The sequence below is a fragment of the Pseudooceanicola aestuarii genome (assembly GCF_010614805.1).
Classification (GTDB): Bacteria; Pseudomonadota; Alphaproteobacteria; order Rhodobacterales; family Rhodobacteraceae; genus Pseudooceanicola; species Pseudooceanicola aestuarii.
Window position 1 is genome coordinate 654975 of record NZ_JAAFZC010000002.1, and the last position, 22251, is coordinate 677225.

21 protein-coding genes are annotated in these 22251 nt (G+C 65.9%); 11 read left to right on the plus strand and 10 right to left on the minus strand.

All coding sequences use genetic code 11. From position 1 onward, the window contains the following. Window positions 1-158 precede the first annotated feature (158 nt). The 4 genes from G5A46_RS15960 (at window position 159) to G5A46_RS15975 (ending at window position 3778) form a co-directional block, all read left to right on the plus strand. Window positions 159-833 (plus strand): SDR family NAD(P)-dependent oxidoreductase, encoded by a 675-nt coding sequence (locus G5A46_RS15960; RefSeq protein ID WP_163850975.1) that lies wholly within the window; start codon window positions 159-161, stop codon window positions 831-833. Between the two features lie 131 nt (window positions 834-964). Next, complete coding sequence (gene surE, locus G5A46_RS15965) at window positions 965-1747, plus strand: 5'/3'-nucleotidase SurE (RefSeq protein WP_163850977.1); 783 nt, start codon at window positions 965-967, stop codon at window positions 1745-1747. Continuing rightward, the gene (locus tag G5A46_RS15970; RefSeq protein ID WP_163850978.1) at window positions 1744-2394 is read left to right on the plus strand and encodes a protein-L-isoaspartate(D-aspartate) O-methyltransferase; all 651 of its coding nucleotides are present in this window, start codon (window positions 1744-1746) and stop codon (window positions 2392-2394) included. Before surE ends, G5A46_RS15970 begins: the two co-directional genes overlap by 4 nt. A 103-nt stretch (window positions 2395-2497) precedes the next feature. Next, a complete protein-coding gene (locus G5A46_RS15975) occupies window positions 2498-3778 on the plus strand; it encodes a peptidoglycan DD-metalloendopeptidase family protein (protein ID WP_338050037.1) in 1281 nt (426 codons plus the stop codon). 606 nt (window positions 3779-4384) lie between these two features. Here the strand turns inward: G5A46_RS15975 and G5A46_RS15980 are convergent. The 7 genes from G5A46_RS15980 to G5A46_RS16010 form a co-directional block, all read right to left on the minus strand. Beyond that, window positions 4385-5224: an ATP-binding protein gene (locus G5A46_RS15980; RefSeq protein WP_163850981.1), complete on the minus strand. Its 840-nt coding sequence runs from the start codon at window positions 5222-5224 to the stop codon at window positions 4385-4387. 6 nt (window positions 5225-5230) lie between these two features. Beyond that, window positions 5231-6127: a twin-arginine translocase subunit TatC gene (gene tatC, locus G5A46_RS15985; protein WP_163850983.1), complete on the minus strand. Its 897-nt coding sequence runs from the start codon at window positions 6125-6127 to the stop codon at window positions 5231-5233. Continuing rightward, entirely contained in the window at window positions 6124-6696 is a 573-nt protein-coding gene (gene tatB / locus G5A46_RS15990) for a Sec-independent protein translocase protein TatB (RefSeq protein ID WP_338050038.1), read from the minus strand. Before tatB ends, tatC begins: the two co-directional genes overlap by 4 nt. A 15-nt stretch (window positions 6697-6711) precedes the next feature. Continuing rightward, complete coding sequence (locus G5A46_RS15995; protein ID WP_163850987.1) at window positions 6712-6927, minus strand: twin-arginine translocase TatA/TatE family subunit; 216 nt, start codon at window positions 6925-6927, stop codon at window positions 6712-6714. Window positions 6928-7110: 183 nt separating this feature from the next. Beyond that, window positions 7111-8193 (minus strand): ABC transporter ATP-binding protein, encoded by a 1083-nt coding sequence (locus tag G5A46_RS16000; RefSeq protein ID WP_163851223.1) that lies wholly within the window; start codon window positions 8191-8193, stop codon window positions 7111-7113. Window positions 8194-8329: 136 nt separating this feature from the next. Beyond that, the gene (locus G5A46_RS16005; protein ID WP_163850989.1) at window positions 8330-9472 is read right to left on the minus strand and encodes a hypothetical protein; all 1143 of its coding nucleotides are present in this window, start codon (window positions 9470-9472) and stop codon (window positions 8330-8332) included. Window positions 9473-9492: 20 nt separating this feature from the next. Continuing rightward, on the minus strand, window positions 9493-10272 hold the full coding sequence (locus tag G5A46_RS16010) for an SDR family oxidoreductase (protein ID WP_163850991.1): 780 nt from the start codon (window positions 10270-10272) through the stop codon (window positions 9493-9495). 157 nt (window positions 10273-10429) lie between these two features. Between G5A46_RS16010 and G5A46_RS16015 the strand changes: the two genes are divergently transcribed. Continuing rightward, window positions 10430-11452, plus strand: coding sequence for a Hint domain-containing protein (locus G5A46_RS16015; protein ID WP_163850993.1), 1023 nt, complete (start codon window positions 10430-10432; stop codon window positions 11450-11452). Window positions 11453-11602: 150 nt separating this feature from the next. Beyond that, complete coding sequence (locus G5A46_RS16020) at window positions 11603-12043, plus strand: hypothetical protein (RefSeq protein ID WP_163850995.1); 441 nt, start codon at window positions 11603-11605, stop codon at window positions 12041-12043. Between the two features lie 3 nt (window positions 12044-12046). Here G5A46_RS16020 and G5A46_RS16025 read toward each other — a convergent pair whose 3' ends face one another. Then, entirely contained in the window at window positions 12047-12307 is a 261-nt protein-coding gene (locus G5A46_RS16025; RefSeq protein WP_163850997.1) for a DUF7218 family protein, read from the minus strand. A gap of 156 nt (window positions 12308-12463) precedes the next feature. Between G5A46_RS16025 and G5A46_RS16030 the strand changes: the two genes are divergently transcribed. The 5 genes from G5A46_RS16030 to G5A46_RS16050 all read left to right on the plus strand — a co-directional run bounded on the left by G5A46_RS16030 (window position 12464) and on the right by G5A46_RS16050 (window position 19577). Continuing rightward, window positions 12464-14071 (plus strand): peptide chain release factor 3, encoded by a 1608-nt coding sequence (locus G5A46_RS16030; protein WP_163850999.1) that lies wholly within the window; start codon window positions 12464-12466, stop codon window positions 14069-14071. Window positions 14072-14117: 46 nt separating this feature from the next. Further along, window positions 14118-15050 (plus strand): FRG domain-containing protein, encoded by a 933-nt coding sequence (locus tag G5A46_RS16035; RefSeq protein ID WP_163851001.1) that lies wholly within the window; start codon window positions 14118-14120, stop codon window positions 15048-15050. A gap of 53 nt (window positions 15051-15103) precedes the next feature. Further along, entirely contained in the window at window positions 15104-16834 is a 1731-nt protein-coding gene (locus tag G5A46_RS16040; RefSeq protein WP_163851003.1) for a glycosyltransferase family 2 protein, read from the plus strand. Then, window positions 16831-17787 (plus strand): glycosyltransferase family 2 protein, encoded by a 957-nt coding sequence (locus tag G5A46_RS16045; RefSeq protein ID WP_163851005.1) that lies wholly within the window; start codon window positions 16831-16833, stop codon window positions 17785-17787. Before G5A46_RS16040 ends, G5A46_RS16045 begins: the two co-directional genes overlap by 4 nt. Window positions 17788-17957: 170 nt before the next feature. Further along, window positions 17958-19577: a DEAD/DEAH box helicase gene (locus tag G5A46_RS16050; RefSeq protein WP_163851007.1), complete on the plus strand. Its 1620-nt coding sequence runs from the start codon at window positions 17958-17960 to the stop codon at window positions 19575-19577. Between the two features lie 218 nt (window positions 19578-19795). Here G5A46_RS16050 and G5A46_RS16055 read toward each other — a convergent pair whose 3' ends face one another. After that, window positions 19796-21469, minus strand: a complete 1674-nt coding sequence (locus G5A46_RS16055; RefSeq protein ID WP_163851008.1) for a ribonuclease J — start codon at window positions 21467-21469, stop codon at window positions 19796-19798. Beyond that, entirely contained in the window at window positions 21466-22245 is a 780-nt protein-coding gene (locus tag G5A46_RS16060) for a type III pantothenate kinase (protein ID WP_163851010.1), read from the minus strand. The genes G5A46_RS16055 and G5A46_RS16060 overlap by 4 nt, the downstream gene beginning before the upstream one ends. Between the last annotated feature and the right edge of the window lie 6 nt (window positions 22246-22251).

Consider the following 22251-nt stretch of genomic DNA (forward strand, 5'->3'; position numbering starts at 1 on the left):
CCCTCGGGCGCCAAATGGATCGCCGCCGCAGGCGGCGATGCCTCCGGCGGCGGTATTTTCGCGCCCGAAGGAGGCCCCGGCGCGCCCGGTCCCCGGAACGGACACGCGACATTCAGGCCCCTTGACGGCGGCGGGAAAAGGGCCGAAACCCCGGCCCCATGGATCAGGATCACGCCCCCTCCGCAGAGAAGATCGCCCTTGTCACCGGCGCGTCCCGTGGCCTTGGCGCCGCGTTGGCGCTGGCGCTGGCCGACACGCATCACGTGGTCGCCGTCGCCCGCACCATCGGCGGTCTTGAGGAACTGGACGACCGCATCCAGTCGGCGGGCGGATCGGCCACCCTGGCCCCCATGGACGTGACCAATCCCGATGCGATGGCGCAGCTGTGCAGATCCATCCATGACCGTTGGGGCGCCATCGACCTGTGGGCCCATACCGCGATCCACGCCGCCCCACTGGCGCCCACGCCGCATATGGATGCCAAGGACCTGGGCAAGAGCCTGGCCTGCAACGTCACCGCCATGGGCCACCTGATCCCCTATGTCGCGCCGCTGCTGGGCACACGGGGCACCGCGCTGTTTCTGGACGATCCGGCGACGCAGGGCGCGAAGTTCCACGGCGCCTACGGTGCGACCAAGGCGGCGCAGATCGCGCTGGCCCGTTCCTGGGCGGCGGAGACGGTGAAGACCGGCCCGCAGGTGCGCATACTGACCCCCCGGCCGATGCCCACCGCCACCCGTGCCCGGTTCCACCCCGGCGAGGACCGCGCCGCGCTGACCGACCCGTGGACCGAAGCGCGGCGCCTGCTGGCGGAGCTGTCCGCCCAGGGCTGAGCGCCGTCGAACTGTTCCCGATTTGCCGCCAAGTCCCCGTTCTGGGGAAGAAATGTCCCGTTGGGGCGTCTCCGCTTGCCCCGCAAGCGACCCTCGCCTATTGACGGGACGGGCAGGATGAAAGGGCACAGATGCGAATTCTCATTACCAATGACGACGGGATCAGCGCACCGGGGCTGGAGGCCCTGACCGAAATCGCGACCGAGCTTGCCGGCCCGGACGGCGAGGTTTGGACCGTCGCGCCGGCTTTCGAACAATCGGGCGTTGCGCACAAGATCTCCTATACCCACCCGATGATGATCACCCAGCTGGGGGAGCGCCGCTTTGCCGCCGAAGGGTCGCCCGCCGATTGCGTGATGGCCGGCCTGCATGACGTGCTCAAGGGGCGCAAGGTCGACCTGGTGCTGTCGGGTGTGAACCGCGGCAACAACTCGGCCGAGAACGCGCTCTATTCCGGGACGCTGGGCGGCGCGATGGAAGCGGCGCTGCAAGGTCTGCCGGCGATGGCGCTGTCGCAATACCTGGGCCCGGACGTGTTCAACCTGGACGATCCGTTCGAGGCCGCCCGCCGCCACGGCGCCGCACTGGTTCGGGATCTGCTGAAGGCCCAGCCCGAGGACAACGGCCAGTTCCGCCTGTTCCACAACATCAACTTCCCCCCGGTCCCCGCCACCGGGGTCAAGGGCCGCCGCGTCGTCCGGCAGGGCTATCGCAGCGATTCCAGCTTTTCCACCGTGTCGCACCTGTCGCCGTCCGGGAAGAAGTTCCTGTACATCACCGGGGGGGATCAGAACATCCGCACCGGCGCCGACACGGATGCTCAGGCCAACCTGGACGGCTACATCTCTGTCACACCTATGCGCGCGGACCTGACGGCCCACGACATGCTGGAGCCATTGAAAGCCATCGAATGACCGAAGGGTTCGACGCCGATCGCAAGATGCAGTTCCTGTTCACTCTGCGCTCGCGCGGGGTGAAGGACAACCGTGTGCTCGGCGCGATGGAAAAGGTGGATCGCGGGCGGTTCATACGCGGGATCTTCAGCGAACGTGCCTACGAGGACATGCCCCTGCCGATCGCCTGCGGGCAGACGATTTCCCAACCCTCCGTCGTCGGGCTGATGACCCAGGCGTTGAACGTGCAGCCCCGCGACAAGGTGCTGGAGGTCGGCACCGGATCCGGCTATCAGGCCGCCGTCCTGTCCCACCTGGCGCGGCGGGTCTACACCGTGGACCGCCATCCCCGTCTGGCCCGCGAGGCCAAGACCCTGTTCGAGGATATCGGCCTGGTCAACATCACCACCTTTGCCGCCGACGGATCGCACGGGTTACCCGATCACGCGCCGTTTGAGCGGATTCTCGTCACCGCCGCCGCCGAAGACCCGCCTGGACCGCTCTTGGCGCAGTTGAAAACAGGCGGTATTATGGTATTGCCCGTCGGGCAATCCGACACGGTTCAAAGCCTGATCCGTGTCCGCCGTCACGAGACGGGATTCGACTACGAAGAATTGCGCCCCGTGCGTTTCGTCCCTCTGGTCGAAGGCATGGGCAAGGAAAGCTGAGATCACGGGACAGCGCCAACCGGCGCCACCGCAGGAGAAAGACGCCCGTCCGGGCCGGACAGCCCCGAAACCGGCGCGCGGGAATACGAGGATCGAACAGATGATGACCCAGACCAGGCCCCTCATCGCCCCTGCGGGCCGTGACCGCCACCGCTCTGCCCGCCTGATCGCCGCCGCCTCGGCGCTGGCGCTGCTGGCCGCCTGTGGCGACCAGACGCTGGACACCGACATTCGCGGTGCCTTTGGCGGGTTCAACACATCGGATGCCGCGCGCAACGCCACCGCCGCGCGCCCCAGCCCCGACGATCGCGGCATCATCTCCTATCCCAGCTACCAGGTCGCCGTGGCGCGGCGGGGCGACAGCCTGGCCGACGTGGCCGCGCGGATCGGCACCGACGTGACCGATCTGGCACGCTACAACGGGCTGCGGCCAGACGATGCGCTACGCTCGGGGGAAATCATCGCCCTGCCCGGCCGTGTCGCCGAACCGTCCCCCGCGACCGGGGCCGCCGGCATGGGTCCGATCCTGAACCCCGAAGGGGTCGACATCGCCTCCATGGCCGGCACCGCCATCGACCGGGCCGAGGACAACCGCGTCGCCGTGGCCACCGTGCCGCCCTCCAACCCCGGAGAGCCGAACCGCCTTGTCGGCCGCGAACCCATTCAGCACAAGGTCGCGCGGGGCGAAACCGCATATACCATCGCGCGACTATACGGCGTTTCGGTGCGGGCGCTGGCCGATTGGAACGGGCTGGACCGCAACTTCACCATCCGCGAAGGGCAATTCCTGCTGATCCCTCTGGCCAGCACGGCCACCGCGCCGCGCAGCTCGGCCGCAGCCGCCGAAGTGCAGACCACGGAACTGCCGGGCACCGGATCGCCCACGCCCGTGCCGCCATCCGCCGCGAAACCGCTACCGGACGAGCAGCCCCAGCCGCTGCGCCCGCAGGCATCCAGCGACGGTACCTCGGGCAACAGCGCGCAGGCCGCGGCCGAACCGCAGATCGCGCCGGACCTGTCCTCTGAACAGACCCCGACATCGAGCAAGGCACGGATGTCCTACCCGGTGCGTGGCAACATCATCCGCACCTTCCAACGCGGCAAGAGCGATGGCATCGACATCGCCGCCGCCTCCGGCACCGGTGTCAGCAGCGCCGCTGCCGGGACCGTGGCCGCCGTCACGTCGGACAACGTGATCGTGGTGCGCCATGACGGCAATCTGGTGACGATCTATTCAAACCTCGATTCCATCTCCGTGACCAAGGGGCAAAGCGTCGCGCGCGGGGCCCCGCTGGCCAAGGTGACATCGGACGGATCGCCCTACCTGCATTTCGAGGTCCGCCAGGGCATGACCGCCGTCGACCCGGCCGATTTCCTGGACTGACGGCGCCCGGACCTCCCCGCCAAGTCCGGAGTGGCCAGGCCTGGCCCAACGACCTGACCCGACCCGACGCGGCCCAACCCCGTCCACGACAGGCCACGGCCCAGGACCAGAACGCAAGACGGCGGACCCATCGGTCCGCCGTTCGCGTTTCACGGCCCGCAGGGGGGCGCGTTGCCCCGCCCTGCGGACCTCAGCCAAACACCGCGCCGTCCTGTCGCCAGACAGCCATCACCAAGGACCGGGGCTTGCCCGCGTCATCGGACCAGGAACCGCCCGCATGCTGGATCGCGGCAAAGACCGTCCTGCGAGCCGGCGTCCAGATCAGGCCCGTTACCTCTGGCCCGTTGGGCGCGGCGAATAAAACGCGCGATCGACCACCGCGTCAAAGCCGCTCTTCGCGCTGCGTGGGTCGCGCTGCTCGTCGAAATCGTCCCACGACAGAGCGACTGTTTTCCTGATGTCATGGCCTTGCTCCTTGTCCTGGCAATAGACCGGAAAGGGCTGTCACCCACAGGCCCCGCCTCCCATCAGATGCCGGAACGAGGTTAACCTCGCGTGTCAGGATCATGAATCTGGTGGGGGGCGGCGCCGCCCCCCTAGCGCAGGTCAGGCTATGGCCACGCCGTGCCGCCCGGCAAGGTCGGTGACGAATTGCCAGGCCACCCGGCCCGACCGCGCGCCGCGCGTGGCCTGCCATTCGATGGCCTCCGCCCGCAGGGTGTCGGCCGGGAGCGCGATCCCCAGGGCGGCGCAATAGCCGTCTATCATCGCCAGGTATTCGTCCTGGCTACAGGGATGGAAGCCCAGCCACAGCCCGAACCGGTCCGACAGGGAGACCTTCTCCTCCGTCGCCTCCGAAGGGTTGATCGCCGATCCTCGCTCATTCTCGATCATGTCGCGGGGCATCAGGTGGCGCCGATTGGAGGTGGCATAGAACAGCACGTTTTCCGGGCGGCCGGCAATGCCGCCATCCAGCACCGCCTTCAGCGATTTGTAATGCTGATCATCATGAGAGAAGCTGAGATCGTCGCAAAACAGCAGGAACCGGTAGGGCGCCGGGCGCAGCATGTCCAGCAGCTGGGCGACGCTGGGCAGATCCTCACGCTGCAATTCGACGATCTTCAGATCCAGCCCCCGTGCGCGAACTTCGGCGTGCACCGCCTTGACCAGAGAGGATTTTCCCATCCCCCGCGCGCCCCACAAAAGGGCGTTGTTGGCAGGCAGCCCCTGCGCGAATTGCAGGGTGTTGGCCAGCAGCGTATCGCGCGACCGATCCACGCCGACCAGCAGTTCCAGCCCGACCCGCGCGACCTGCGCAACGGCATCCAGACGGTTCGGCGCGGTATGCCAGAGAAAGGCATCGGCAACGTCGAAATCGGGGGCTGCGGGCGGCGTCGGAGACATGCGCTCCAGCGCCGCCGCGATCCGCTCAAGCGGGTCAGTCATGCGGGATCAATCCTTGGTCTCGGGGCTGTCGGCGTCGGTCCCTGCCACGTCATCGAGGTCAGGATCGGCCACATCCTCGTCATCGTAATAGCCTTCGGCACGCAGCTGCGCCTCGCGCTTGCGCTCCACCCGGCGAACCAGCCAGATCGACAGCTCGTAAAGGCCATAGACCACGACGAACAGGATCACCTGGGTGATCACGTCGGGCGGCGTCACCACGGCGGCCAGCACCAGAATTGCCACCACGGCGTATTTGCGCACGTTGCCCAGCCCCTCGGCCGAGACAAGGCCCGCCTTGCCCATCAGGGTCAGCAGAACGGGCAGCTGGAAACACAAGCCGAAGGCCACGATGAACTTGATCGTCAGCGCCAGGTATTCCTGCGCGGAGCCCTGGAAAGCAATGCCGGCGGTCGCGTTCTGCACCTCGCCCTCGGCGGTCAGTGTGCCCTCCTGCTGGAAGCCCAGGAAGAAGTCGAAAGCCAGCGGCGTCACCACGTAGAAGGCAAAGGCCGCGCCCAGGAAGAACATGAACGGCGAGGCGATCAGGAAGGGCAGGAACGCCCCCTGTTCGGACTTGTAGAGCCCGGGCGCCACGAACCGCCACATCTGGTAGGAAATATAGGGAAAGCTGAGGATCAGCCCGCCCATCAAGGAGATCGAGATGGCGACAAAGAAGCCTTCTTGAAGCTTGATCAGGATCAGGCCGCAATCATCGCCCATGGCGCCGCGCGCCTCGCATAACGGCTGCGTCAGGAAGTTGAAGATCGGGTTCCAGACGGTAAAGCAGATCACCATCCCGATGATGAAGGCCACGACCGAATGGATCAGGCGATGGCGCAATTCGGCCAGATGCTCGATCAGCGGGGCGGAGCTGGCTTCCATCTCGTCGGTGTCAACGCTCATCCGGTGGTATCTTTTCTGGTATTGTCAGGGGTCGCTGTCGCGTCGGCCTTGGCCGGTTTGGCAGCCTTGGTCGTGCTGCCAGCGGCCGGTTTGGGCTTGGCCGGTTTGGCCTTTGCCATCTCTGGCGTGTCGCCTTCGGATTTCACCGCAGGGCTCTGGGTCACAGAGGGCGCGCCCGTGTCGTTTTCCGCAGCGGTGGCGCTGGCTTCCTCCGCCTTGCGCTTTTCGGCGCGTTCGGCGGTGGCTTCGCGGATCTTCTTCGCCGCTTCCGCCCGTTCGGAGGCCAGTTTCCCGGTCTCGCTATCGGGATCCCAGCGGGCGAAATCGGTCGCGTCCTTGACCTTGTCCAGCCCGTATTGCTTGGGGTTGGCAAGACCGCGCAGGGTCTCCCCGGCCTCTTTCACGCCGGCCTCGTCGGCAGCTTCCTCCATCGCGCGGGAGAATTCGCGGGCCATGCCGCGCGCCTTGCCCACGAACTGGCCGATATTGCGAAAGAGCCCCGGCAATTCCTTGGGGCCCACGACGACCAGCGCCACGATCCCGATCAACAGCAGCTCTGTCCAGCCCATCCCGAACATCGGGGATCAGGCCTTGTCGCGGGACTCTTCCGGTGTCACGTCGCGCGCGGCATCGGCCTGGTCGTCTTCGAGTTCCTTGGAGCCGTCGCTCACGCCACGCTTGAACGCGGTGATGCCCTTGCCGACCTCACCCATCAGCGAGGAGATCTTGCCCCGGCCGAACAGGACCAGGACGACGACGGCGATCAGCAGAAGGCCCGGCAGGCCGATATTGTTCAGCATCTCTCTACTCTCTCCCGTTTGCGCGCGGGCGGGGCCGCCAACGCGAAAATGTCATGACTATCTAATGCTTCGCAGGCCCGAGTGAAAGGCGCAATGCGGTGTCATGGCAGGATTTTGAAAGATGTGATCGGTTTGTGCGCGCTCGCCCGCCCCGGCCGGGCCGGACGCAGGTCGTCCGGCCGCTCAGTCGCGGGCGGGAAAGACGAAACAGCGGTCGCGGCGGATGGTCAGCCACAATGGCTTGCCCGGACGGGGCAGGAAGACGTTGGGCACCGTCGCCTTCAGGATGGAGCCGTCGTGATCCATGCGGAATTCCACCAGGGATTCGTTGCCCATGAAGCGTGCCCGCTCCACCACACCGCGTGCCGGCACGCCGTCGACGGCGGTGGGCAGCGGGCCGCGCCCGTTCCGGTCGAAATCGATCTTCAGGTGCTGGGGCCGGATCACGATATCGACCTCCGCTCCGTCGGGCACCCCCGGCGCCAGGAAACGGCCAAAGGGCGTTTCGGTCAGCGCGCCCTGCACCCTGCCCCGGATCACGTTGATATCGCTGAAGAAAGCAACCGCCTCCCTGTCCTGGGGGGCGTTGTAGATATTGTAGGGCGCTCCCTGCTGCACGATCCGTCCGCCACGCATCAGGGCGATTTCGTCGGCCATGCGCATGGCCTCCTCAGGCTCGTGGGTGACCAGCAGGACGGCCGCGCCCTCTTCCTTCAGCACAGCCAGAGTCTCGTCGCGGATCTCGTCGCGCAGGCGGTTGTCCAGGCCCGAGAACGGCTCGTCCATCAACATCACGCGGGGGCGCGGCGCCAGCGCACGGGCCAGGGCGATCCTCTGCTGTTCGCCCCCCGACAGCGCATGCGGATAGGCCGATGCAAAGCGCGTCATGTCCACCCGGTCCAGCATTTCCATCACCCGCGCGCGGGTCCGATCCGCCGGGCCGGACAGGCCGAAGGCCACGTTTTCATAGACGCTGAGATGCGGGAACAGCGCGAAATCCTGGAACATCAGCCCGATGTGGCGCCGTTCCGGCGGTACGCGGGTGACGGTGTCGCAGATCAGCCCGCCATCGACGTAGATTTCGCCACTGTCCTGCATCTCCACCCCGGCGATCATGCGCAGGGTGGTGGATTTGCCGCAGCCCGACGGGCCCAGCAGGCAGGTCACCTGCCCCGGCATTACCGACAGCGACACGCCATCGACCACATTCACCCCGTCGAACTGGCGGGTCAGGTCACGGATTTCAAGCCGCGGCACCGGCGGCACGTAGCCTGTGGCTGAGGAAGTCTGCGCAGGGCGGGAAAGCACGGGCGGAATTACCGATCATTTGCCTCGGACATGGAGGCGGGATGTAACAGCCCGCCCGGAGGCGCGCAATGCCATGCGGGTGCGACGCGGCCGCCTATCCCGCCGGGTCGAGATGGATCGCCGTCTCGGCCAGCACCCGGCCGTTGACTTGCAGGCGCAGCGCCTGGGGACCGGGATGCAGCGCATAGGTGGTGGCGTCGCCGCGCATGTGCAGCACCTTGGTCAGGGTCAGGGGCTTGCCCGGCGTCACTTTCGATTGCTTCAGCTTGAAGACCTTGGCACCCGTGCCTCCGTCGGCGCGACGGCGGGCAAAGATCACGTCCACCAGAACCGGGACCGGCGCCATCCCCGCGGACCCCGGGGCTGCGGTCAGAGTGGCGGTCAGGGTCACCTTGCCCCCGATGGGCAGACGGTCCGGCGTGGCTTGCAGCGTCGCCGTGACCGGCGCATCGGCGCGAAAGCCCAGCAATTCCAACGCGCCGGGATGGCCCGCCTTGACCAGCCCGCGCAGGGCATGGGCAGTCATCCAGCGCAGTTCCGCCGCGTCCTGCCGCCCCTGCCGCGCCCACCTGTCCAGCCGGTCCAGCACCGTGTCGGGATCCTTGCGGGCGATGTCGTTCAGGTGGTTGGCCACCGACCGGGTCACGAACCGCGTCGGATCGGCATGCAGCCGGTCCAGCAACGGCAACGCGCGCGCCGGTGCCAGCGTGATCCCCGCCCCCCATGGCAGCCGGGGGCGTGTGCCCTCGGAGACCAGTCGGCGGACGTGGTAATGCGGATGCGCCGCCCAAAGCGACATCCGCGTCAGCACCGCGTCCGGGTGACGATTCAGGCAGGGCCGGATGGCGAATTCCATGGAAAACCGCTGCGTCAGCGCCTCCAGCAGGTCCAGCAGACGGTCCGGATGATCCTCCAGCCCGCGCAGCACGGCCCATTCGCCCAGCGGCGCAAAGATGAACTGCCCGAAATCGTCATCCCGTCGCGTGGGGTCCAACGGCGGTGGCAAAGCCGCCGTCACCAGGTCGGCGGCGGCGGCGAAATCTTCGGGCAGGCCCGTCAGCAGGCATTCGGCGATCCAGGCGATCCGGGCCTTCAACTCCAGCACCGGAAAGCGGGCCAGCACCCGCGCCTCGAACTGCGGATCAAATCCGGGATCGACCTCACGCAGCAGCCCGGCCAGGTAGCCGACCGATTGCGCATTGAACAACGCGTCCTTCAGCGAATATCCCGCCGCCATGGCCCTGCCCCGCTCCGATGTCAGGTCGTGGCGTTGAACGCCCCGCCATCCAGCAGGATGTTCTGCCCCACCAAGAACCCCGCATGTTGCGAGCAGATGAAAGCGCAGGTGTTGCCGAATTCCTCGGCCGTGCCGATGCGGCCGGTGGGATTGGCGGCGTTGCGCTGGCGGGCGGCATCGTCAAAGGACAGGCCGTCACGCTCCGCCGTCGCCTGGGTCAGCGACTTGATCCGGTCAGTGTCGTGGCTGCCGGGCAGCAGGTTGTTGATCGTCACGCCGTGCCGTGCCACCTGCCGCGCGGTTCCCGCGACATAGCCGGTCAGCCCGGCGCGGGCGGAATTCGACAGGCCCAGCTGCGCGATCGGCGAACGGACGGAGGCCGACGTGATGTTGACCACCCGGCCCCAACCTGCCTCGATCATGCCGGGCAGCTGCGCCTTGATCAGGGCGATGGGGGCCAGCATGTTGGCATCCAGCGCCTTGATGAAATCCTCCCGCTCCCAATCCTGCCAGAAGCCCGGCGGCGGTCCGCCGGCGTTGGTCACCAGGATATCGACCTGGCCTGCCGCCTCCAGAACACGGGCGCGCCCGGCCTCGTCCACGATGTCGGCGGCGACGGCGGTCACCTCGACGCCATGGGTGCTGCGGATGTCCTCGGCCGTTCGCTCCAGCGCCTCGGCGCCGCGCGCGTTCAAAACCAGGTTCACCCCGGCTGCGGCCAGCGCCTCGGCGCAGCCGCGCCCCAGCCCCTTGGACGATGCTGTCACCAATGCGCGCTTGCCTGCGATGCCCAAATCCATGATGTACCTCCCCGATGGCAACACGGCAGCTTCGCATTCCTGCCGCGATTGCGGAAACTATGACGGAAAATCAACCGTATCTTGCCCGTAAAGAGCCACAGTCGATCCGTAGATCCTTAGACAGCAACCACGTCCCGGCAACAAGACCAACAGCACCATGATCAGCGCAATCGCAAAACCAGCCGCCTCCGTCCCTGTATATCGCGCCCGCGATTTCCTGGTGATGCACGGCGCCAATGAAGGGGACGAGCTGTCCTTTGCGCATGAGCTGGTGCCCGATGACGTCTATTGGTTCGCCAAAAGCGCCGAACCGATCCGCCTGTCGATGGAAAGCGTCGGTGAACGTATCCTGGTCGGTGCGGACACCACCATCGGCGCGCCCGGCGCCGATCTGCACCTGGACAGCTGCCTGACATTCATGTCCCCCGACGGCCGAACGACCGAGGTTCTGGTGCTGGTCGAAACCGATGCGCAGGGCGACGTGAACCAGGTCTACGGGCTGCCGCTGGCCACCCTGTCGCACGGGGTGGATTACACCCTTGTCGGCATCGACAGCCACAATGCGCAGCGCCGCTTTGCCGAGGTCGCCTGCGTTTCCTTCATGCGCGGCACGCGGATCACCATGGCCTCCGGCGCGCAGAAACCGATCGAGGCGCTGAACCCCGGAGACCGCGTCCTGACCCGCGACGACGGCGCCCAGGAGATCCGCTGGATCGGCCAGTCCACCGTCCGCGCCGTGGGCGACTTTGCCCCCATCGTCATCAAGGCCGGCACGCTGAACAACCTGGGCGACCTGGTGGTCAGCCCCGATCACCGGCTGTTCGTCTACCAACGCGAGGACCGGCTGGGTACAGGCCACAAGGAAGTGCTGGTCCGCGCCCGGCATCTGCTGAACGGCGACACGATCGTGCAGCAGGACGGCGGCTTCGTCGAATATTACCAGATCCTGTTCGACAGCCATCAGATCATCTACGCCGAGGGGATCGCGGCCGAAACGCTTCTGGTGGACAACCGCACCCGTGCCGCCCTTCCGCCCGAGCTGGAGCAGACCCTGGCCGCCAACCTGCCGCATCAGGGCGACATCGCCCAGCTGCGCCACGAGGTCGCCCCCGCGCTGCTGGACCGGCCCGATGCGGCGGACCTGCTGCGCGGCGCCTCACTGCGGCTGCGCCAGGGCTGACGCCCCACCCGGCCGAACGGCGCCGCCCGGTTTCGGCCCGTGCCGCATGCGCCCTCTCGGCCACACACCCGCCCCCGGCAAATCGGAGCGCGTTGACCGCCCCCGCCTGCGGCCCCTACCCTGCCCCGGCATCATCCTGGGGAGGATTGCATGAACTCGACAATTCGCCGGTATTGCGCCGTCGCCTTCGCCCTCATCCCGGCGCTGCCCGCGCAGGCAGCAGATATTCCCGAACAACCCGCCCCCGCACCGGTGGCCGAACGTGTCGCCCAGGCGGTCCCCCGCAGCGAAGGCATCTTTGACGGCGCCCGCGCCTGGCCGATGGATCTGGACGGCGACGGCACGATGGAATGGCTGGTACAGGCCGCCTATGGCTTTCCCGGCGGCAACGCGGTTTTCGTGCGCACCTTCTTCTTTGATGGCGAAGATGCCGATTACGGCGCCACCCGCGACATCGGCCTGGCGCGCGCGATCAAGCGCATTTCCAAGGACGGCGACGTGATTACCGTGGTGATCCACGAATTGCTGGACGGCGAGCCGCGCTGCTGCCCCACCGGCGAATCCATTCGCCGGATCACCATCCACCGCTGACCGTCAGCCGCGCAGCGCGTCGATCAGCTGATCCTTGGTCATGTCGGACCGGCCCTCGACCTCCAGCTCCTGCGCACGCTCATACAGCGCGTCTTTGGTCCAATCCTCGTAGGGGGGCTGTTTGCCGCCCTTGCGCGAGGGGTGCATGTCCGGGTTGGCGCGCGCGTTGGAAATCCGGGCGGCCTTCTCCTTGGACATTCCGTCCTCGCGCAGGTCTTCGTACAGCTTGTCATCCTTGATGCTGTTGGCGTGGTTCTTGGTCATCGCGGCCTCCTTTCGGCTCTGCCACGAAAACGCGCCGGGGCCGCAGCTGTTCCGCCCCTTGCCCCGGCCCGACGCGCCCAACCCCCGCAGCACCGGGCGCCACGCCGAGGTGCCAAGAATTCTTGCCCCCACGCCGATCCCTGTTATATCCGCGCCATGCTGGACCACGCCACGAACCGCCCCGACCTTCCGCCCGAAATCGCCCGCCGCCGGACCTTTGCGATCATCTCGCATCCCGACGCCGGGAAAACCACGCTGACCGAAAAGTTCCTGCTGTTCGGCGGGGCTATCCAGATGGCCGGACAGGTCCGCGCCAAGGGGGAGGCCCGGCGCACGCGGTCGGATTTCATGCAGATGGAGAAAGATCGGGGCATTTCCGTCTCTGCCTCGGCCATGTCCTTTGATTTCCGCCACTTCCGGTTCAATCTGGTGGACACGCCCGGCCACTCCGACTTCTCCGAGGACACCTATCGCACGCTGACGGCGGTGGATGCGGCGGTGATGGTGATCGATGGCGCCAAGGGTGTCGAAAGCCAGACGCAAAAGCTGTTCGAGGTCTGCCGCCTGCGCGATCTGCCGATCCTGACCTTCTGCAACAAGATGGACCGCGAAAGCCGCGATGTCTTCGAGATCATCGACGAGATTCAGGAGAATCTGGCCATCGACGTGACGCCGGCCAGCTGGCCCATCGGCGTGGGTCGCGACTTCCTGGGCTGCTATGACATGCTGCGCGACCGGCTGGAACTGATGGACCGCGCCGACCGGAACCGCGTGGCGGAATCGATCGAACTGAAGGGGCTGGACGATCCGCGCATGGCCGATCACATCCCCGCCGACCTGCTGGAGAAGCTGCGCGAAGAGGTCGAGATGGCGCGCGAGCTGCTGCCGCCGCTGGATCCCCAGGCGCTGCTGGAGGGGACGCTGACGCCGATCTGGTTCGGCTCGGCCATCAACAGCTTTGGCGTGAAGGAACTGATGGACGGTATCGGCACCTATGGCCCCGAGCCGCAGCCCCAGGCCGCCAACCCCCGTCAGGTCGCCCCGGAAGAACCCAAGGTCTGCGGCTTTGTCTTCAAGGTGCAGGCCAACATGGATCCCAAGCACCGTGACCGCGTCGCCTTTGTCCGGCTGGCCTCCGGCCATTTCCGGCGCGGGATGAAACTGACCCATGTCCGCACGAAGAAACCGATGACCGTCTCGGCCCCCGTGCTGTTCCTGGCCTCCGACCGGGAGCTGGCCGAAGAGGCCTGGGCCGGGGACATCATCGGCATCCCCAACCACGGCCAGCTGCGCATCGGCGACACCCTGACCGAGGGCGAGGCGATCCGCGCCAAGGGCATCCCCTCCTTCGCGCCGGAACTGCTGCAAAGCTGCCGGGCGGGCGACCCGATGAAGGCCAAGCATCTGGAAAAGGCGTTGATGCAATTCGCCGAGGAAGGCGCGGCCAAGGTGTTCAAACCCTCCATCGGCTCCGGCTTTATCGTCGGCGTGGTCGGCGCGCTGCAATTCGAGGTGCTCGCCAGCCGGATCGAACTGGAATACGGCCTGCCCGTGCGTTTCGAAGGGTCGCAATTCACCTCGGCCCGCTGGGTCTCGGGTGACAAACAGGCCGTCGACAAGTTCGTCAACGCGAACAAGCAGCACATCAGCCACGACCACGATGGCGACATCGTCTACCTGACCCGCCTGCAATGGGATATCGACCGCGTGCAACGCGACTACCCTGACGTGACCCTGTCGGCGACGAAGGAGATGATGGTCTAGGCTTGCAAGCGGGGAGGCGTTTTAAGTGCTCAAGGAAAATTTCACAATGGAAATTCTGCGCCTGGAAAATTTCGCGCGCGCGATCTCCTTACTCCCTGCAAAAAAATCCAGTACTTTTCTGTTTCGCGGTCACACCAACAAGAACTACCTGCTGAGTCCAAGTTTATTCAGAAAGGAAGGTTGGCAGGAGGCCGAGAAAGAGCTCCTTCTTGGCTTGATTTCTGACAGCCCGAACGAATTTTCCGCTGATGCGCACACCATAGACTGGCTGGTTCGGGCGCAGCATTACGGCCTACCCACACGGGTCTTGGATTTCACCACGAATGGTCTGATGGCATTGTTCTTTGCCTGCGAGCCTTCTTCCGACGGTACCGATCATGATGGGCAAGTTCGTATCCTTGAAGTTGACAGAACAAATATCGGTTATCAGAATAGTGATCGGGTTTCGATCAAAGCAAACCTGGCCTACCTTTCCTCAAATGAAAAAGTTTTTCTTTGGCACGAAGTCGTCGAAGCAAAGGCCGAGATATTTCCTGAGATCGATAGATGGCCGACCCGCTACGATCCGGGGTTTCAAGATTATCTGAGGCGCGCCAATCAGGGGGAGAATTTTCAAAGGTTGGTGCATTTCATCAAGACTGAAAAACCCTATTTCGAAAACAGAATCGACCCCGCCGACATCTTTCAGCCCAGCTTTTTCCTACCGAAAAGAAACAACCCCCGGATCAGCGCACAAAGCGGATGTTTTGCCATCCTTGGCCTCGACGACAATTCCCAGGGGAAGGCGAGCACAACATCCGCAGCCGATCAGCTTGCTGTAGACACCCCCCACATCAGGGGCGAAATGGTCTTGAATATTCCAAATGACAGCAAGCCGCGCATTCTGGAACAGCTGGAGATCGTCGGGATCAACATCGGCACGGTTTATCCCGAGTTGGCCAAAAAGGCGGAGTATCTGAAGGCCCAGTACGACACGTAGCTCGGCGTTATTGCCCACTTGCACCGCACGCTCCGCGCGGGCATCCTGCGGCCATGCAGGACGGGTCCACAACATATGGCGGGTTCACCAAGGTCATCGCCCAGATGGAGGGGCGGCGCGATCCTTTCGTGATGGGCCCCGGAGAGGGGCTGCCGCCTGCGGATCTGGACGTCGCCCCGCTGAAGACCGCCCTGGCGGGCGATCCCGGTGCCTGTGCCGCTTCGCCCACCACCTTTGCCTACAAGGTGCGGGAACTGCACGAGGAATTCGCCGGGCGGCCGCAGATCCTGTGGCTGCACGGGCTGCTGATCGCGCATCTGCGCCGCCGGACGCAACCGGCGCAGACGGCGGTGCTGTTTCGCCGCCTCTGGACCGAAGAGGCCGACTTTCTGCTGGATCATCTCGATGCGCGCTGGCTGGTCTCGGCCGTGACCACCTTCGCCGATCACGGTGAGACGGAGGCGCAGCGCCGCGTGGGCCATACGCTCAACGTGTTGTTCAACATGATGAAACTTTACGAAACGGAGCGGCTGTTCTCTCCCACCCCGCCGGACCGGCCCCATGACGGGCGGCGGCAGAAGGCGGATCTACCGATGCAGATGGATGCCTTTGCCATCTCCTCCGGCGGGCTGGACGTCAACCTGTTGGGCCGGATCTGGCAGGACGCGGCGGAAGATCCGGTGATCCGTCCCCTCGCCCATCACCTGCTGGAGCTGCTGGAGGCCGATCCCGCCACGGTGTTTCGCCGCCTGCGCCTGATGCGCGCCGACCGCGCGGCCCGGCGCCCGCCCCCCGTCGAAGACCCGTTCCGCCTGCCACGGCGCAAGGACAACACCAACCCCGCGCCAGTGCCCGCCGCGCCCCGGGGCACGCCCCGTTGGGGCACCGTCTCGACCATCCGCGCGCCCCTGCCCCGGATCGCCCGGTTCGCCGCGCATCACCTGGACGCGGGCGCCGCGCGGGTGACGATCTATCTGGACACGCCCGACCCGGCCACCGCGAGCTGGATCTCCCGCGACCCACGGGTGGAGGTCATCGCCTGCGACGCCGCCCATTGGGACCGGCTGAAGGGACGCCCTGAGACTCACCAGCGCCGCCAGATGCGCAATGCCACCCACGCCTATCGCCGCAGCGATCTGGACTGGCTGGCCCATATCGATGTCGACGAATTCATCCTCTCTCCCGCGCCGCTGGCCGAGTTGCTGGCCCGCGCCCCCGCTACCGCCGCCGTGGTGCATCTGAACCCGGCCGAATTGCTGGCAGGGTCACAGCGCCATTTCAAGCTGACGGCGCGGTTCGCCGGCCATCACAAATCCGTCCTGACGGAAGTCTACCCGACCTTCGGCGCCCATCTGCGCGGCGGCTACATCTCCCACCTGGAGGGCAAGGTGATCGCCCGCACAGGTATCGCGGAGGTCCGGCTGGGCCTGCATGCCCTGCTCTACCGGGGGGAAGCCACGACCAATCGCGCGGTGCTGCGCGACGGCTGGATCGGACATGCCCATGTCGAAAGCTGGCAGCATTTCCGCGACAGCCTTGATTTCCGCCTCACACGCGGGTCCTACCGCAAACGCGACGCCGGCTTCCGCCTGGCCGACGTGCTGGATTTCCTGCGCGAAAGCGAGGGGGAGGCCGGCCTGCGCGCCTTCTTTGCCGAGGTTTGCGAAGACAGTGCCGCGCTGCGCGACAGGCTGGCGCGCCACGACATGCTGGTGACCCACGATCTGAAGCTGGGGGACAAGGTCGCCGCGATCTTCGGCCCCCTGCCCGGCGGCAGCGGATGATCCGCTGGGGCGTCGTCACCACGATCCGCGCAAGTTTGGCGGATACGCTGGCCTTCGCCGCCTGGCACCTGGAGCTGGGGGCGCATCGGATCTACCTGCATCTGGATGATCCCGACGACCCGGCCTTTGACCTGCTGAAGGCCCATCCCCGCCTTCGCCCGCTGCGCTGCGACGTCGCCTATTGGCAACGCCTGGCCGGACGTCGTCCGGCGAAACACCAGCTCCGCCAGACCCGCAATGCCACACGGATCTACAACCGCCCGGCGGAAGTCGATTGGCTGGCCCATATCGACGGCGACGAATTCCTGGTCCCCGACCGTCCCGTCGCCGACATCCTGGCCGATCTGCCCGCCACCTGTCACGCCGCGCGCCTGCGCCCGATGGAGGGGTTGCCCCGCCCCGAGGGCGCGCCCGCCATCGCACCTTTGCACCGATTCAAGAGCTTCGCCCTCGACCCGCCGACCCGCCATGCCCAGACAGAGGCGATCTACCCCAGCTTTGGCCGCTGGCTGAACGGCGGGTTCCTGTCCCATGTGGCGGGGAAACTCTTTGTTCGGCCGGGGCTGACAGGGGCCGAATTCCGTATTCACAACCTGCTGACCGATCAGGGCCGCAACCCCGGTCAGCAAGAGGTGCCCCAGCTGCGCCTGGCGCATCTGCATTACCGCGACTGGGCCGACTGGCGCGCCCGGTTGGATTTTCGGCTGAACCGGGGCGCCTACCGCGCCGAATTGCAACCCGCTCGCCCCAACGACCCCGCCGCGATGACCCTGCATGACCTGTTGGCCGGCCTCGCCCGCGAGGAGGGTGAGGCCGGCCTGCGCCGGTTCTACGACGAGGTCTGCCCCGACACCCCCGACCTGCGCGACCGGCTGCTGTCCCAGGGCCAGCTGCGGGAGGCCGTGCTGGACCTTGCGGGGGCAACCGCACGTCAATTTCCGCAACAATCCTGAACCGAACCCCGGTTTTGGTGCCGTAAACGCCCTGCCGGGCCCACCCTGTCCCCTGCTGCATTGACGCAAGGCCGCGCTTGGGCTAAACGGCAAAAAGGGACGCCGGCCATCCGGGCCGCCCCATCAAACGCCGCTGCGGGCCAAGTCGTGTCCGCAAAAAACGGACACACATGACCACATTTGCAGATCTCAATCTGGGCCCCAAGGTCCTGAAAGCCGTCACCGAAGCCGGTTACGAAACGCCGACCCCCATTCAGGCCGGGGCCATCCCCGCCGCGCTGGAAGGCCGGGATGTCCTGGGCATCGCCCAGACCGGCACCGGCAAGACCGCCAGTTTCACCCTTCCGATGATCCACATGCTGGCCCGTGGCCGTGCGCGGGCGCGGATGCCCCGGTCGCTGGTGCTGTGCCCCACGCGGGAATTGGCCGCGCAGGTGGCCGAAAACTTCGACACCTATTCCAAGCACCTCAAACTGACCAAGGCCCTGCTGATCGGCGGTGTCTCGTTCAAGGAACAGGATATGCTGATCGACAAGGGTGTCGATGTGCTGATTGCCACCCCCGGCCGCCTGCTGGACCATTTCGAACGCGGGAAGCTGCTGCTGACCGGCGTGCAGATCATGGTGGTGGACGAGGCTGACAGGATGCTCGACATGGGGTTCATCCCCGATATCGAGAAAATCTTTTCCCTGACTCCGTTTACCCGGCAAACGCTGTTCTTCTCCGCCACCATGGCGCCGGAGATCGAGCGGATCACAAACACCTTCCTCTCCGCCCCCGCGCGGGTCGAAGTCGCCCGTCAGGCCACCACGTCGGAGACGATCGAACAGGGCGTGGTGATGTTCAAGGGCTCCCGCAAGGATCGCGAAGGCAGCGAGAAACGCCGCCTTCTGCGTGACCTGATCGACGCCGAAGGCGACAGACTGACCAACGCGATCATCTTCTGCAACCGCAAGACCGACGTGGATATCGTCGCCAAGAGCTTGCAGAAATACAGCTATGACGCCGCGCCGATCCATGGCGATCTGGAGCAATCGCACCGCACCCGGACACTGGACGGCTTCCGCGAAGGGACGTTGAAGATCCTCGTCGCCTCGGACGTGGCGGCACGCGGGCTGGATGTACCCTCCGTCAGCCACGTGTTCAACTTCGACGTGCCCGGCCATGCGGAGGATTACGTGCACCGCATCGGACGCACCGGCCGCGCCGGTCGCGACGGCAAGGCCGTGATGATCTGCGTCCCCCGCGACGAGAAGAACCTGGCCGATATCGAAGCGCTGGTCGAAAAGACCATTCCGCGCCTCGACATCCCCGGCGGAAAGCCCGCTGCCGCCCCCGCCGAAGCGCGCGCGGAGGCCGAGGCAGAGGCCCCGGCTGACAGCACCGAAAAACCGCGCCGCACGCGGACCCGGGGTGGCCGTGGCCGCAAACCTGCCGCTCCCCGCACCGAGGCCGCCCTCACTGCCGAGGCCGAAGCGACGCCCACTCCGCAGGAGGCCGCAGCGCCGCAGCCGGTCAAATCCCGGCCCGCCCCGGCCGCCAAGACGGAGGCGGAGGCCGAACCCGCCCCCCAGGCTGAGCCGCGCAAACAATCCCGCCCGGCCCCGCGCCAGGCAGAGGAGCAGCCACACCCGGACACCACCCCCGACACGGCCAAGGACAGCAATGACAAGCGCCGTGGACGTGGCGGACGTGGCCGTGACAACGGCAAGGACAACAAGGTCGTGGGCATGGGCGATCACATGCCCCAGTTTATCGCGCTGTCCTTTGCGGAGCGTCAGACCGGCTGAAGCCGCTACATCTTTCATGCCATGAAAAAACGCGCCGCGGGTTCCCTGCGGCGCGTTTTCGTCATCTCGGATCCGCGCGCCCCGGGCGCTTGCCCTCTATCAGCGCCAGATCCTGCCAGAAGTCCCTTGCGGCGACCCGGCCCCCTTCGGGCGCCAAATACCGCCGCCGGAGGCCCGCCCGGAACGGGCGGACCCGCCGAGAGATGCCCGGTCGTTGGTCAGGCTGACAGGCGGCTGATCACCACGGTGACCTCGGGCTTGCGACCGATCTCCTCGTTGGCGGAATTGCGGACAACCCGGCGCAGCGCCTCTTCCAGCTTGTCGTCATTGCCCAGCGTCCTGGAATCCGCCCGGCCCAGGAATTGCGCCAGATCTTCCTCCAGCACCTCCACCAGGGACGCGCGCGACCGGCCGGTTTCGGGCAGGCCCTTGACGTCGCACCAGGGTTCACCCAACGGCTCGTCCTCTTCGTCCAGAATGGCGGTGATGGTCACATGACCGTTCAGTGCCATGCGGATCCGGTCGCGCACGATCCCGTCCAGCGCGCCGATCTGCACTGAACCGTCCAGGTAGGTACGCCCGGTCTCAACATATTCGACGACCTCGGGCGCATTGCCCGACAGGTTCAGCATCATGCCGTTGACCGCGATGATGGAGGACAAGCGCCCCTCTCCGGCCAGTTTGGCGTGTTCGCGCAGATGGCGGTGTTCGCCATGCATCGGGATGACCATTTGCGGGGCGACGACCTCGTGCATCCGCTTCAGGTCCGGGCGGTTGGCGTGGCCGGAGACGTGATACAGCCCGGAACTGTCGTCGATCACGTCGACACCCTGTTCCGAAAAGGCATTGATGATCGCGATCACGCCTTTTTCATTGCCCGGAATGGTCTTGGAGGAGAACAGGAACGTGTCGCCCTCCGCCATCTTGATCCCGTTGTACTTGCCCCGCGCCAGCTGGGCGGAAGCCGCCCGGCGTTCACCCTGGCTGCCGGTGACCAGCAGCATCAGGTTCTCGCGCGGGATGCTTTGCGCATCCTCGGGGCTGACCACCTTGGGAAAATCCTTGAGCACGCCGGTTTCAATGGCCGCTTCGATCATGCGGCGCATGGCGCGGCCCATCAGGCAGATCGACCGGCCCGCGCGTTCGCCCGCCTCCGCCAGGGTTTTCACCCGCGCGACGTTGGAGGCAAAGGTCGTCGCGACGAACATGCCCTTGGCCTGCGACACCAGCTTCTCGATTTCGGGGCCGACGGTGATTTCGGACCGGCCCTCGTGATGGCTGAAGACATTGGTACTGTCGCAGACGAGCGCCTTGACCCCCGGTTTGGCGACGTCGCGCCACAGATCGGGGTCAAAGGCCTCGCCCACCAGCGGGTCGAGGTCCAGCTTGAAATCGCCGGTGTGGATCACGCGACCCTCGGGGCTGTCGATCACCAGGCCCGAGCTTTCGGGAATGGAATGGGAAATCGGCAGGAAGCCGACCTTGAACGGCCCGGCCTCCACAACCTCTGGCCATGCGGAGGCGGTGGTGATCGCCTGATCGCCGATGCCATATTCGCCCAGCTTGCCCCGGCCGATATTGGCGGTAAACGCCCGTGCGTAGATCTTTGGCGCACCGAGGCGTTCGTACAGGTGACCCAGGGCGCCGACGTGGTCTTCGTGGGCATGGGTGACAAAGATCGCCTCCAGCCGGTCCTTGCGCTCTTCCAGCCAGGTGATGTCGGGCATGATGATGTCGACGCCCGGCGAGGTTTCCATGTCGGGAAAGGTCACGCCCAGATCGACCAGGATCAACCGCTCCGCACCGGGCGCACCGTAGCCGTAGACATAGGCGTTCATCCCGATTTCCCCGGCCCCGCCGAGAGGGAGATAGATCAGCCGTTCCGTCGTCATATGTTACCCTGGTCCTTGTTGTATTCATGAATGATCCGCAGGCCGTGGATCGTCAGGAATTCGTCAAAAGCGTCGAACAGCGTATCCCCCTGCCCGAACAGCGGCGCCAGCCCGCCCGTGGCGATGATCTTCATCGGACGGTCGTATTCACCGGTGATCCGGTCACATATCCCGCGAACCAGCCCGACGTAACCCCAGAAAACGCCCGATTGCATACAAGCGACGGTGTTGGTGCCGATGACTTTCTGCGGTTTGGTCACATCGACATGCGGCAAGGCCGCCGCCATCTCGTGCAGCGCCTGAAGCGACAGGTTCACCCCCGGCGCGATCACCCCGCCGACATAGGCGCCATCCTCCGCCACCACGTCAAAGGTCGTCGCCGTGCCGAAATCCACCACGATCAGGTCGCCGCCATACTTGTCGAAGGCGCCCGCCGTGTTGACCAGCCGGTCGGGACCGACCTGCGTGCCCTCGTCCACACGGGGCTGGCAGGGCAACAGGCATTCGGGCTTGCCGACCACCAGCGGACGAGAATTGAAATACCTGTCCGCCAGCACCCGCAGGTTGAACACCACGCGCGGCACCGTGGAAGAGATGATCACCGCGTGGATATCCAGCGGGATCTTGTGATGGTTCAGCAGCGCGGACAGCCAGACGAAATACTGGTCCGCCGTCCGTTGATGATCCGTCGCGGTGCGCAGGGTGCACAGGAACTGCTCCCCGTCCCAGATGGAAAAGACGGTGTTGGTGTTGCCGCAATCAATGGCCAGAAGCATGTCAGC

Excerpts from the sequence above, each read along its gene's own strand:
- G5A46_RS16050 (WP_163851007.1), top strand. The coding sequence starts at position 17,958 with ATGACCACATTTGCAGATCTCAATCTGGGCCCCAAGGTCCTGAAAGCC.
- G5A46_RS16020 (WP_163850995.1), top strand. The coding sequence starts at position 11,603 with ATGAACTCGACAATTCGCCGGTATTGCGCCGTCGCCTTCGCCCTCATC.
- G5A46_RS15995 (WP_163850987.1), bottom strand. The coding sequence starts at position 6,927 with ATGCTGAACAATATCGGCCTGCCGGGCCTTCTGCTGATCGCCGTCGTC.
- G5A46_RS15975 (WP_338050037.1), top strand. The coding sequence starts at position 2,498 with ATGACCCAGACCAGGCCCCTCATCGCCCCTGCGGGCCGTGACCGCCAC.
- G5A46_RS15970 (WP_163850978.1), top strand. The coding sequence starts at position 1,744 with ATGACCGAAGGGTTCGACGCCGATCGCAAGATGCAGTTCCTGTTCACT.
- surE (WP_163850977.1), top strand. The coding sequence starts at position 965 with ATGCGAATTCTCATTACCAATGACGACGGGATCAGCGCACCGGGGCTG.
- G5A46_RS16025 (WP_163850997.1), bottom strand. The coding sequence starts at position 12,307 with ATGACCAAGAACCACGCCAACAGCATCAAGGATGACAAGCTGTACGAA.
- G5A46_RS16060 (WP_163851010.1), bottom strand. The coding sequence starts at position 22,245 with ATGCTTCTGGCCATTGATTGCGGCAACACCAACACCGTCTTTTCCATC.
- G5A46_RS16045 (WP_163851005.1), top strand. The coding sequence starts at position 16,831 with ATGATCCGCTGGGGCGTCGTCACCACGATCCGCGCAAGTTTGGCGGAT.
- G5A46_RS16030 (WP_163850999.1), top strand. The coding sequence starts at position 12,464 with ATGCTGGACCACGCCACGAACCGCCCCGACCTTCCGCCCGAAATCGCC.
- G5A46_RS16010 (WP_163850991.1), bottom strand. The coding sequence starts at position 10,272 with ATGGATTTGGGCATCGCAGGCAAGCGCGCATTGGTGACAGCATCGTCC.
- G5A46_RS15960 (WP_163850975.1), top strand. The coding sequence starts at position 159 with ATGGATCAGGATCACGCCCCCTCCGCAGAGAAGATCGCCCTTGTCACC.
- tatC (WP_163850983.1), bottom strand. The coding sequence starts at position 6,127 with ATGAGCGTTGACACCGACGAGATGGAAGCCAGCTCCGCCCCGCTGATC.
- G5A46_RS15980 (WP_163850981.1), bottom strand. The coding sequence starts at position 5,224 with ATGACTGACCCGCTTGAGCGGATCGCGGCGGCGCTGGAGCGCATGTCT.
- G5A46_RS16055 (WP_163851008.1), bottom strand. The coding sequence starts at position 21,469 with ATGACGACGGAACGGCTGATCTATCTCCCTCTCGGCGGGGCCGGGGAA.
- G5A46_RS16015 (WP_163850993.1), top strand. The coding sequence starts at position 10,430 with ATGATCAGCGCAATCGCAAAACCAGCCGCCTCCGTCCCTGTATATCGC.
- G5A46_RS16035 (WP_163851001.1), top strand. The coding sequence starts at position 14,118 with ATGGAAATTCTGCGCCTGGAAAATTTCGCGCGCGCGATCTCCTTACTC.
- tatB (WP_338050038.1), bottom strand. The coding sequence starts at position 6,696 with ATGGGCTGGACAGAGCTGCTGTTGATCGGGATCGTGGCGCTGGTCGTC.
- G5A46_RS16040 (WP_163851003.1), top strand. The coding sequence starts at position 15,104 with ATGCAGGACGGGTCCACAACATATGGCGGGTTCACCAAGGTCATCGCC.
- G5A46_RS16005 (WP_163850989.1), bottom strand. The coding sequence starts at position 9,472 with ATGGCGGCGGGATATTCGCTGAAGGACGCGTTGTTCAATGCGCAATCG.